An 11,053-nucleotide genomic window follows, 5' to 3' on the forward strand; every position below is an offset into this window, starting at 1 on the left:
ACGGATTCGGACCGTGGCCCCGGCCGCGTCTTCAGACCCTGGACTCGGCCACGTCGAGCGAGGCCAGGACCTCGTGGATCGGGATCCGCCCGTTGGCGACGAGGCGTCCGCCGGAGCGGCGCAGGGCTGCCGCGAATGGTGCCGCCCACACGTTCTCGTAGATGAGGACTGCGGCAGCGCTGCCGGGTTCGAGGATCGCGCTCGCCTCGTCGATGTCGTCCTGGCCGATCAGGCCCGAGGACACTCCCTCGAACACGGCGAGGTCGGCACCGCCGTCCCCGGTCAGCTCGGAGAGTTCCACGCCGTCGATGGTGCCGTCCCGGTTCTTCCTGACGAAGGTCAGATCCAGGATACGGATGATGCCCCGGTCCACCAGGTCGACCAGCAGGGGTAGTCCTTCTCCCGTCATCCGGCTTCCCGCCGGAAACTCGACCACCAGGTAGTCGATCGGTCCTGTCTCGTCGCTCTCGCCGCTCACGTCAGCTCCTTCAGACATCTCGACTGCCCCGGTTCCGCCGGAGGCCACGTCCTCCGCCATTGCAGCAGCGGTGGGACGGGAACGCATCTCGGCCACGGACCCGGGAGGACCCGGTGGCGGAGCGTGCCGCTGCCTGCCCCCATCGGCGAGCTTCAGGCCTGCTCCTCCTGCTGCGGACCCGCGCAGAGCGCCCAGAGGATGACGACGTTGGTGGCGATGAGCACGGTGGACCAGAACGGATAGAAGGGCAGCCACAGGAAGTTGGCGAGTGCGCCCAGGCCCGCGAGCAGGATGCCCACGACGCGCGCCCAAGTGGCTCCGTTGAGCAGCAGCGCAGAGCCGGCGAGGACGATGACGATGCCCAGAATGAGGTGGATCGAGCCCCAGCCCGTGAGGCTGAACCGGAACAAGTAGTTGCCGGTTGCGACGAACAGGTTGTTCCTGGTGATGGCCGCGATCCCCTCGAAGATCGCCATCGCACCGCCGAAGATCATCAGAACTGCGGCGAAGGTGGTCCACCCGTACCGGAAGGGATGACGCGAAGCCAGGGTGGTGTCACGCGCCACGCTCGGCCCGCTGCTGGCACTGGCACTGGCCATGTCGGCCTCCTCGGGTAGCAGAGCAACCCGGCGGACCCGAGTGGGCTCGCCGGGGCTTCCCCGAACCAGCGTGGCACGACAACTCCCGGTCAGCAGAAGAACCACGTCCCGGCCGCGGCTCCCGAGATTTTCTCACATCAGGGATATCATCTCCGGCGTGAGAGACTTCGAACGGGCGGAGCCAGGCTCCGTCGATGCCCGGCTCGCCGCACGGCTGGGCGAACTGCGTACCGGACGCGGCTGGTCGCTGGACGAACTGTCCCGGCGCAGCGGAGTGAGCCGCTCCACACTGTCCCGGCTGGAGCGGGGCGAACTGAGCCCGACCGCCGCCCTGCTCGGCACGTTGTGCGCGGTCTACGGGCGGACGATGTCGCGGCTGCTGATGGAGGTCGAGGCGGAAGCACCGCAACTGGTTCCCGCCGCGCGGCAATCGGTGTGGCGGGACGAGGCGTCGGGCTTCGTACGCCGCTCGGTGTCGCCGCCCCACACCGGCCTGCGCGCGGAGGTCATCGAGGGCACCCTCGACGCGGGGGCCGCCATCGCGTACGAGAGTGCGCCGGTGTCCGGCGTGGAGCAGCATGTCTGGGTGCTGGAGGGGACGGTCGAGATCACCGTCGAGGGCACCGTGCACACCGTGCGCAGCGGCGACTGTCTGCGCTTCCTGCTGCGCGGCCCCTCGCGCTTCCACTGTCCGGGGCCGGAGCAGCTCCGCTACGCACTGGTGATCGTCCTGCCGTGAAAGCCGTAAAGGCCGCGAAAACCGTGGCAGCCGTGGCAGCCGTGGCAGCCATGAGAGGACCTGCCTCATGACCGAGATCGTTGCGGTCTCCGGACCCGAACTGGTCACCTACGCAGACGAGCTTGCCGCGCTCCTCGGGTCTGGATCGCCCGGGACGCGGAACGGGTGGCCGGGACCATCGGCCTGGTCCGGGCTCTGCTCCCGAACGCCCGTCACCGCGCGGAGATCGCCAAGCTGATGGTCCGTCCGTCGGCCCGCGGCCACGGGCTCGGCCGGTCGCTGCCGGCCGCCGCCGACCCGGCCGGGACCCTGAAACCGACGACGTGCTACTACAAGGCGGTCGGCGCCGCGCGGAGGACGTCGGATCGGGCGGCGAGCCCGTCCGAGTCCTCGTAGGGCACGCCGTCGACGCAGCCGTCGATCCCGGCGTTCGGGCGTTCGGTTCGTGATGATCGACCAGTGGGCACGACAATGGCGGTGGAAGCCACCCTCACAAGGAGAGCCTCATGACGCTGTACGACATCCCCCTGCGCACGCTCACCGGCGAGCCCGCGTCCCTGGCCGACTACCGCGGCCGGGCGGTCCTGTTGGTGAACGTCGCGTCGAAGTGCGGGCTCACCCCGCAGTACGCGGGCCTGGAACGGCTCCAGAACGCCTACGCGGACCGCGGCTTCACCGTGCTCGGTGTGCCGTGCAACCAGTTCGCCGGCCAGGAGCCGGGGAACGCGGAGGAGATCCAGACCTTCTGCTCGACGACGTACGGTGTCAGCTTCCCGCTGCTGGAGAAGACCGATGTGAACGGCGAAGGCCGCCACCCGCTCTACGCCGAGCTGACCGCTCTCGCGGACGAGGACGGCGAGGCCGGTGACGTCCAGTGGAACTTCGAGAAGTTCCTCATCTCGCCGGCGGGCGAGCCGGTCGCACGCCTCCGCCCGCGCACGGAGCCGGAGGCCCCGGAGCTCATCGCCGCCATCGAGTCCCAGTTGCCCGCCTGACCGGCTCCGTCCTCGATACCGGACAGCCGAAGCTGGGCCGCACGAGCGTGAACCGTGCACGCCACCACCCCCGCCTCGCGCCAGGGCCTCTCGTTCGGATCATGCCGGGCTCGCGTGCCCCGGACCGACCCGAACGAAAGGCCTTGGGCCGACCGGCAAATGGGGCGTGCCCAGCCCCGCGACGCCGCCCCCCCCCCATTTGCCGGTCGGCCTCAGCGGATCGGCATGCCCGAGAGGGTGCGGGCGATCACCAGGCGCTGGATCTCGCTCGTGCCCTCGAAGATCGTGTAGATCGCCGCGTCCCGGTGCATCCGCTCCACCGGGTACTCGCGGGTGAAGCCGTTGCCGCCGAGGATCTGGACGGCCTGTGCGGTGACCTTCTTGGCCGTCTCGCTCGCGTACAGCTTGGACATGGAGCCCTCGGCCGAGGTGAAGGGCTTGCCGGTGGCCGCCATCCAGGAGGCGCGCCAGACCAGCAGCCGGGCCGCGTCGATCTGCGTACGCATGTCGGCGAGTTGGAAGGCGATGCCCTGGTTGTCGATGATCGGCCGGCCGAACTGGGTGCGGGTCTTCGCGTACTCCAGCGCGACCTCGTACGCGGCACGGGCGGTGCCGACCGCCATGGCGCCGACCGCGGGGCGGGAGGCCTCGAAGGTCGCCATCGCCGCGTTCTTCACCCGCTCGCCACCGGACGCGGCGCGCTCGCGGGCCCGGGCCAGGCGCTGATCGAGCTTCTCCTTGCCGCCGAGCAGGCAGTGGCCGGGGACGCGGACGTCCTCCAGGACGACCTCGGCGGTGTGCGAGGCGCGGATGCCGTGCTTCTTGAACTTCTGGCCCTGAGAAAGACCAGGGGTGCCCGGCGGCACGATGAACGAGGCGTGCCCCTTGGAGCCGAGCTCCGGGTCGACCACGGCGACGACGACATGGACGCCCGCGATGCCTCCGTTGGTCGCCCAGGTCTTGGTGCCGTTCAGCACCCACTCGTCCTTGGCCTGGTCGTACACCGCGCGGGTGCGCATCGAGGCGACGTCGGAACCCGCGTCCGGCTCGGAGGAACAGAAGGCCGCGACCTTGACGTCGTCGGCGTCGCCGTACATCTGGGGGATCCAGGTGCCGATCTGCTCCTCGGTGCCGTTGGCGAGGACGCCCACGGCCGCCAGGCCCGTACCGACGATCGAGAGGGCTATGCCCGCGTCCCCCCAGAAGAGCTCCTCCATCGCCATCGGGATGCCGAGGCCCGTCGGGTCGAAGAACTGCTGGGCGTAGAAGTCGAGGGAGTAGATGCCGACCTTGGCCGCCTCCTGAATGACGGGCCAGGGCGTTTCCTCACGCTCATCCCATTCGGAAGCCGCCGGACGGATCACGTCCGCGGCGAAGCCGTGAAGCCAGTCACGGACCTGCTTCTGGTCATCGTTGAGTTCGAGCGTGAACTCCGCCATGTTCCCCTCCACGTACTGCCCTGAAAAGACCACTCGTTACTTGCGGTAACCGCAGTCTGTTACCGACAAGTAGCCTCTGTCAACCGCCCGGGTGCCGATCCACACGCCGCGGGCCAGGGTGTTACGTTGCGCAGGCAGGACGCAATGTGCATGGCCAGGGCGGGGAGACGCGACATGGAGACCACACGACAGGCCGAGCGGCAGCGGACAGCGGCCGAGAGCCGCCGCCGCGAGCTGCTCGAAGCCGCCGACCGCGTGGTGCTCAGGGACGGGCCGGGCGCCTCGATGAACGCCATCGCCGCGGAGGCCGGAATCACCAAGCCCATCCTCTACCGGCACTTCGGCGACAAGGGCGGCCTCTACCGCGCCCTCGCCAAGCGCCACACCGATGCCCTGCTGATCGCTCTGCGGGCGGCGCTCGACGCACCGGCCGAGCGCCGTCGGCGCGTGGAGTCGACGCTCGACACCTATCTCGCGGCGATCGAGGCCCGCCCGCAGGTCTACCGCTTCCTGATGCACCCGTCCGACGACTCCGCGCCTTCGACGGAGCAGGGTTTCGACGTCGGACGGCACTCCGCGCCACTGCTGCGCAGGCTCGGCGAGGAACTCGCTCTGGTCATCGCCGAACGGGTGGACCTGGGCCCGGACAGCGATGCCATGGCCCGCATCTGGGGCCACGGCATCGTCGGCATGATGCATGCCGCGGGCGACTGGTGGCTCGGTGAACGCCCTTGCTCCCGCGAGCAGTTGGTGCGCAGCCTGGCAGATCTGCTGTGGGGCAGGCTGGCCGACGTGGGCGACCGGCCCGGCGGCCCGGGATTCTGAGAGGCGGGCGGTCAGCCGCCCCGCGCCCAGGGCGCCCGGCGGGCCGCGCGCAGCGCCCTCGACCGGCGCAGCCCGGTCAGCCGGTCCGTGTAGACCGTGCCCTCGAGGTGGTCGCACTCGTGCTGCAGGCAACGGGCGAAGAAGCCGGTCCCGGTGACCCGTACCGGCTCGCCCCCGACGGTCACGCCCTCGACGACGGCCCGGTCGAAGCGCGGGGTGCCGGCCTCGATGCCAGGGAGCGAGAGGCAGCCCTCGGGGCCGCGTACGGTGATGCCGTCCGCCTCGACCAGCTTCGGGTTGACGAGATGTCCGAGGTGCCGGACATCGTCGTCGTCCGGACAGTCGTAGACGAACACCCGCAGCGGAACGCCGACCTGATTGGCCGCGAGCCCGACGCCGTGGGCCGCGTACATGGTGGCGTACATGTCCTCGACGAGGCGGGCGAGCGAGGGGCCGAAGTCCGTGACGGGTTCACAGGCGCCGTGCAGCACCGGATCGCCGAGCAGACTCATGGCACGAATCAGTCCGGAACTGCCGGGGATCGGGCGGTTTCGCATGGCGGCAATCGTACGTTCCACGTGACCTCCGCCTCCCCGGCGGTGCCGCGGTGCGGTCGCCGCGCCGGACATCGATAGGCTGGGCGCGGACCGATGCAAGGAGGATCTAGGACGATGGCAGGCAACACGGAGCCGCTGTCGCCGCGGGCCAAGCTGGCCGTGACGGCGGGTAAGGCCGCGGCGGCGGTGTCGCGCGCTGCGGGGCGTGGCAGCGGATCGGTGATCGGCGGCCGGGTGGCACTCAAGCTCGACCCCGACCTGCTGGGGCGGCTGGCGCAGCACCTGGACGTGATCCTCGTGTCGGCGACGAACGGCAAGACGACGACGACCCGGCTGATCGCCGAGGCGCTGCGGGCCGCGGGCCCGGTCGTGTCCAACGCTCTCGGCGCGAACATGCCGGCGGGCATCACCTCGGCACTGGCGGGCGGCTCGGACGCGAAGTACGGCGTCATAGAGGTCGACGAGAAGTACCTCGCCGGGGTCGCGCGCGATACGACGCCCAAGGTGATCGCACTCCTCAACCTCTCCCGCGACCAGTTGGACCGCGCCGCGGAGACCCGGATGCTCGCGGAGAAGTGGCGTGAGGGGCTGTCCGGTTCGAAGGCTGTGATCGTCGCGAACGCCGACGATCCGCTGATCGTCTGGGCGGCGTCCTCCTCCCCCAATGTGGTGTGGGTCGCGGCCGGTCAGGCGTGGAAGGACGATGCCTGGTCCTGCCCGTCCTGCGGCGGTGTGATGCAACGCCCCGGCGACGACTGGTTCTGCGGCGAGTGCGGTTTCCGCCGCCCCGCGCCGAGCTGGGTGCTGCACGGCGACTACGTCCTGGACCCGCACGGTTCGGCGTGGCCGATCCACCTCCAGCTGCCCGGCCGCGCCAACAAGGCCAACGCCACCAGCTCCGCCGCCGTGGCCGCCGTCTTCGGTGTGCCGCCGCAGGTCGCACTGGAGCGCATGTATCAGGTGCAGGCCGTCGCCGGCCGCTACGACGTGGTCGGCTTCCTCGGCCGTGAGCTGCGGCTGCTGCTGGCGAAGAACCCCGCGGGCTGGCTGGAGACGTTCTCCCTGATCGACCCGCCGCCCACCCCGGTGATCCTCTCCGTCAACGCCCGGGGCGCGGACGGCACGGACACCTCCTGGCTGTGGGACGTCGACTACACCCAGCTCGCCGGTCACCCGATCTTCGTGCTCGGCGACCGCAAGCTGGACCTCGCGGTCCGTCTCGAAGTGGCCGGTCTCGACTTCCGGGTCTGCGAGAACCTCGACGAGGCCGTGCAGCAGGCTCCGCCCGGCCGCATCGAGGTCATCGCCAACTACACCGCCTTCCAGGACCTGCGCCGTCGTGTCGGCAACTGACCCCGGCCCCGGCCACCTCCGGAGAGGACGAAGCATGAGCAACAACGGTCTGCGTCTGGTCTGGGTCTACCCCGACCTCCTCAGCACCTACGGCGACCAGGGCAACGCGCTCGTGGTGGAGCGCCGGGCCCGGCAGCGCGGTCTCGACGTGCAGCGCGTCGACGTCCGCAGTGACCAGCCGGTCCCGACGTCCGGCGACATCTATCTGATCGGCGGCGGTGAGGACCGGCCGCAGCGGCTCGCCGCGGAGCGGCTGCGCCGCGATGGCGGGCTCAGCCGGGCCGCGTCCAACGGCGCGATCATCTTCTCGGTCTGCGCCGGGTACCAGATCCTCGGCCATGAATTCATCAACGACCTCGGTGAGCGCGAGGCCGGTCTCGGGCTGCTCGACGTGGTATCCACCCGCGGCGAGGGGGCCCGGTGCGTCGGAGACGTACTGGCCGACATCGACCCGCACCTCGGCCTGCCGCCGCTGACCGGTTTCGAGAACCACCAGGGCGTGACCCATCTCGGCCCGACGGCACGGCCGTTCGCCCGGGTGCAGTTCGGCCGGGGCAACGGCACCGGCGACGGCACGGAGGGCGCGTACAACGACACCGTCTTCGGTACGTACATGCACGGCCCCGTCATGGCGCGCAACCCGCTGATCGCGGATCTGCTGCTGAAGCTGGCCCTCGATGTCAACGCCCTGCCGCCGACGGACGACCGCTGGTACGAGGCGCTGCGCGCCGAGCGCATCGCCTCGGCGACCCAGCCCGCCTGATGAGGCACATCCGGCTCAGCTGAGCGGCGTCCAGCAGGCGGACGCCCGGTTCGGTCCCGCCACCCTGCGCCGGTAGGGTGGCGAGGATCCAACCGGACGACGTGGTCCGGTCGTCGGCCCACGTTGCAAAGGTTTCCCGGGCAATGCGAATTGGTGTGCTCACCTCCGGCGGCGACTGCCCCGGCCTGAACGCCGTCATCCGTTCCGTCGTTCATCGCGCGGTGGCCGACCACGGCGACGAGGTCATCGGCTTCCACGACGGGTGGAAGGGTCTCCTCGAGGGCGACTACCGCAAGCTCGACCTCGACGCGGTCGGCGGCATTCTCGCCCGCGGCGGTACGATCCTCGGCTCCTCCCGGGTCCAGCCCGCCCATCTGCGGGGCGGCGTCGAGCAGGCCAGGGGCCATGTCGCCGAGCTCGGTCTCGACGTGATCATCCCGATCGGCGGCGAGGGCACGCTGAAGGCGGCCCATCTGCTCTCCGAGGCGGGTCTGCCGATCGTCGGTGTCCCGAAGACGATCGACAACGACATCGCCTCCACCGATGTGACCTTCGGCTTCGACACCGCCGTCGGCGTCGCCACGGAGGCACTGGACCGGCTGAAGACCACCGCCGAATCGCACCAGCGGGTGCTGATCGTCGAGGTCATGGGCCGCCACACCGGCTGGATCGCCCTGCACTCGGGCATGGCGGCCGGTGCGCACGCCATTGTCGTGCCGGAGCGCCCCTTCGACATCGACGAGCTGACCGAGCTGGTCGGCGAGCGCTTCTCGGCCGGCAAGAAGTTCGCGATCGTCGTGGTCGCCGAGGGCGCCAAGCCGCGCCAGGGCTCCTCCATGGAGATCGAGCAGGGCACCAAGGACATCTACGGGCACGAGCGGTTCGCCGGTATGGCGACGCGGCTCTCCGTCGAGCTGGAGCAGCGCCTCGGCAAGGAGGCCCGCCCGGTGATCCTCGGCCATGTGCAGCGCGGCGGAACCCCGACCGCGTACGACCGGGTGCTCGCCACCCGTTTCGGCTGGCACGCGGTGGAGGCCGCACACCGCGGCGAGTTCGGCATGATGACGGCGCTGCGTGGCACGGACATCGTGATGGTGCCGCTGGGCGATGCCGTGGAGACCCTGAAGACGGTCCCGGTCGAGCGGTACGCCGAGGCGGAGTGCGTGCTCTGAGCGACACCCTGTCCGACGAACTGCCCCCGGTCGCAGCTGCGGCCGGGGGCAGTTCTACTCTGGTCGGGACAACCGGCGCGAAACGGGGACGTCCCCAGCGGGAGTGAACAGATGGATCACAGCGGGCACGGCATGAACATGGATCTGCCGCCGTTCACGCTGGGACGTGGGCTCCAATTCTCCGCGGACCCGTTCTTCCTCATCGGCTGCGTCCTCGCCATCGGGCTGTACGGGTACGCCGTGCTGCGTCTGCGCAGGCGTGGGGACGGCTGGCCGGTCGGCCGGACCGTCTTCTTCGTCGTCGGCGTGCTGTCCATCGCCCTGGTGATGTGCACGAAGCTGAACGACTACGGCATGGTCATGTTCAGCGTGCACATGGTGCAGCACATGGTGATCAGCATGCTGTCACCGATCCTGCTGCTGCTGGGTGCTCCGGTGACGCTGGCGCTGCGCGCGCTCCCGGTCGCGGGGCGTGGCCGGACCGGCCCGCGCGAGCTGCTGCTCATGCTGCTGCACAGCCGCTACATGAGGGTCATCACGCATCCGGTCTTCACGATCCCGATCTTCATCGCCAGCCTGTACGCGCTGTACTTCACCCCGCTCTTCGACTTCCTGATGGGTTCGAAGACCGGGCACATCGCGATGATGGTGCACTTCCTCGCGGTCGGCCTGGTGTTCTTCTGGCCGATCATGGGCGTCGACCCGGGACCGCACCGGCCCGGCTATGTCATGCGGATGCTGGAGCTGTTCGCCGGGATGCCGTTCCACGCCTTCTTCGGTATCGCGCTCATGATGGCGTCGACGCCGATGGTGGAGACGTACAAGCATCCGCCGGCCTCGCTCGGCATCGACGCGCTGAGCGATCAGAACTGGGCGGGCGGTATCGCCTGGGCCTTCAGCGAGATCCCGTCGGTGCTGGTGCTGATCGCGCTGGTCTTCCAGTGGTACCGCTCCGAGCAGCGGACGGCGAAGCGCTCGGACCGTGCGGCGGACCGGAACGGGGACCAGGAGCTGCAGGCGTACAACGCCTATCTCGCCTCATTGCAGGCGCGCGGGCAGTAGCGCTGGGCATGCCTCCGGGGTGACGATGGCATCCACGGCCACCCGGCCGATGAGGAGGGTGCGGGCATGTCCGGATCCACGAAGACCATGGGTGTGATAACCGTGGCGGCCCTGGTGGCGGTCACCGCCTACACGGTGGCGCTGGGGAGCAGTGGCTGGCTCTGGTTCGGGTGGGTGGTGCTCGGGCTGATCACCGTCGGGATGGCCGCGACGCGCGAATCCTGAGCCGGGCGGGCCGTCCGGCTCAGGACGGCCGGGCTCAGAATCGGAAGACCGGTCCGGTGGCCGCGTCCATCACACAGGCGTTGGGGAACGTCTTCTGCCAGGAGACGGGGCGCCCGTCCCACTTGCCTGTGACGGTGGACGTCACCGGGTCGTACTCGTTGCCGCACAGGTGCGGGTCGCCGGGCAGGTTGTCCGGATCACCTGCCGCCTCGTCGATCGCCGCGCAGGCGACGGCCGCCTCGGGATGGTGGGCGTCCGGGGCGGGCGGGCAGAACAGTGCGAGGCCACGGATCCAGGTGTTCTCACTCCCGGAGACGGCGAGGAAGAGCCCGCGGTCCGGCACCGGGCCGTCGGACCGGGCGGCCGCGGCGGGCACCGCGGCGGTGAGGGTGAGCAGGGCAGCGGCGGCGGAAGCGGCGCTCAGGCGCATCGGAGAACTCCTGGGGCTCGAGGATGCGGGGCGTCCGGCGACGGACCGGGAGCGTCTCGGCAACGGACCGGGGGCGCGCGTGCCGGACATCCCGCGTGCCCTGAACGTTGCGCCCGTCCTGGATGCCCCGTGTTCGGGAACCCCGCAAGACGATATTGGAATTCGGCACCGGGCAAGACGCCGCGCCGCAGGTCCCACCCTCCGGGGCAGTCGGCGGCTCCGGCTGGAGTACCGGCGGACGGAAGGACCGCACCCGGATGGATCCGACCGGCGGGTCTTCCCGAGCGCCTGCCTTCTCCCCCGTCGAACGGCGCCTAACCTCAATGCCGTTCGGTTAGCCGTCTGGTGGGCTTGGCAAGGGGTTGTGCTCGATCTGGATGGTGGTCCTGTGGGTTCGGTGGTCGATGTCGCGGCCG

At 70.1% G+C, this 11,053-nt stretch carries 13 protein-coding genes and 1 pseudogene; 9 read left to right on the plus strand and 5 right to left on the minus strand.

Annotated features, from left to right (window positions below; all coding sequences use genetic code 11):
• Positions 1-31: 31 nt before the first annotated feature.
• Positions 32-478 (minus strand): DUF6325 family protein, encoded by a 447-nt coding sequence (locus ACZ7L9_RS32300; protein WP_471420835.1) that lies wholly within the window; start codon positions 476-478, stop codon positions 32-34.
• Positions 479-630: 152 nt separating this feature from the next.
• Complete coding sequence (locus ACZ7L9_RS32305; protein ID WP_471420837.1) at positions 631-1,077, minus strand: DUF7144 family membrane protein; 447 nt, start codon at positions 1,075-1,077, stop codon at positions 631-633.
• A gap of 157 nt (positions 1,078-1,234) precedes the next feature.
• Between ACZ7L9_RS32305 and ACZ7L9_RS32310 the strand changes: the two genes are divergently transcribed.
• The 3 genes and pseudogenes from ACZ7L9_RS32310 to ACZ7L9_RS32320 all read left to right on the plus strand — a co-directional run bounded on the left by ACZ7L9_RS32310 (position 1,235) and on the right by ACZ7L9_RS32320 (position 2,811).
• Positions 1,235-1,816, plus strand: a complete 582-nt coding sequence (locus ACZ7L9_RS32310) for a helix-turn-helix domain-containing protein (protein ID WP_471420839.1) — start codon at positions 1,235-1,237, stop codon at positions 1,814-1,816.
• A gap of 67 nt (positions 1,817-1,883) precedes the next feature.
• A pseudogene (locus ACZ7L9_RS32315) lies at positions 1,884-2,212 on the plus strand (GNAT family N-acetyltransferase).
• A 110-nt stretch (positions 2,213-2,322) separates the two neighbouring features.
• On the plus strand, positions 2,323-2,811 hold the full coding sequence (locus ACZ7L9_RS32320; protein WP_471420841.1) for a glutathione peroxidase: 489 nt from the start codon (positions 2,323-2,325) through the stop codon (positions 2,809-2,811).
• Positions 2,812-3,023: 212 nt separating this feature from the next.
• On the opposite strand, the gene ACZ7L9_RS32325 is transcribed toward ACZ7L9_RS32320, so the two are convergent.
• Positions 3,024-4,250, minus strand: a complete 1,227-nt coding sequence (locus tag ACZ7L9_RS32325) for an acyl-CoA dehydrogenase family protein (protein WP_471420843.1) — start codon at positions 4,248-4,250, stop codon at positions 3,024-3,026.
• Positions 4,251-4,424: 174 nt separating this feature from the next.
• Here ACZ7L9_RS32325 and ACZ7L9_RS32330 point away from each other — a divergent pair, with 174 nt between their 5' ends.
• Positions 4,425-5,075 (plus strand): TetR/AcrR family transcriptional regulator, encoded by a 651-nt coding sequence (locus ACZ7L9_RS32330; RefSeq protein ID WP_471420845.1) that lies wholly within the window; start codon positions 4,425-4,427, stop codon positions 5,073-5,075.
• A gap of 11 nt (positions 5,076-5,086) precedes the next feature.
• Here ACZ7L9_RS32330 and def read toward each other — a convergent pair whose 3' ends face one another.
• Positions 5,087-5,632 carry a peptide deformylase gene (def, locus tag ACZ7L9_RS32335; RefSeq protein WP_471420847.1) on the minus strand — a complete coding sequence of 182 codons (546 nt, stop codon included), beginning with the start codon at positions 5,630-5,632 and terminating at the stop codon, positions 5,087-5,089.
• Positions 5,633-5,746: 114 nt separating this feature from the next.
• Here def and ACZ7L9_RS32340 point away from each other — a divergent pair, with 114 nt between their 5' ends.
• From ACZ7L9_RS32340 to ACZ7L9_RS32360, 5 genes are all read left to right on the plus strand, one after another.
• A complete protein-coding gene (locus ACZ7L9_RS32340; protein WP_351084807.1) occupies positions 5,747-6,985 on the plus strand; it encodes a Mur ligase family protein in 1,239 nt (412 codons plus the stop codon).
• A gap of 34 nt (positions 6,986-7,019) precedes the next feature.
• Complete coding sequence (locus ACZ7L9_RS32345) at positions 7,020-7,748, plus strand: type 1 glutamine amidotransferase (protein ID WP_471420849.1); 729 nt, start codon at positions 7,020-7,022, stop codon at positions 7,746-7,748.
• 143 nt (positions 7,749-7,891) lie between these two features.
• Positions 7,892-8,920 (plus strand): 6-phosphofructokinase, encoded by a 1,029-nt coding sequence (locus tag ACZ7L9_RS32350; protein ID WP_471420850.1) that lies wholly within the window; start codon positions 7,892-7,894, stop codon positions 8,918-8,920.
• A 111-nt stretch (positions 8,921-9,031) separates the two neighbouring features.
• Positions 9,032-9,982, plus strand: a complete 951-nt coding sequence (locus ACZ7L9_RS32355; RefSeq protein WP_471420852.1) for a cytochrome c oxidase assembly protein — start codon at positions 9,032-9,034, stop codon at positions 9,980-9,982.
• A gap of 66 nt (positions 9,983-10,048) precedes the next feature.
• Positions 10,049-10,207, plus strand: a complete 159-nt coding sequence (locus tag ACZ7L9_RS32360; protein ID WP_471420854.1) for a hypothetical protein — start codon at positions 10,049-10,051, stop codon at positions 10,205-10,207.
• Positions 10,208-10,241: 34 nt separating this feature from the next.
• Here the strand turns inward: ACZ7L9_RS32360 and ACZ7L9_RS32365 are convergent, their stop codons facing one another.
• Entirely contained in the window at positions 10,242-10,637 is a 396-nt protein-coding gene (locus ACZ7L9_RS32365; protein WP_471420855.1) for an SSI family serine proteinase inhibitor, read from the minus strand.
• Positions 10,638-11,053: the final 416 nt, after the last annotated feature.

The sequence above is a fragment of the Streptomyces sp. NPDC111516 genome, from assembly GCF_055635345.1.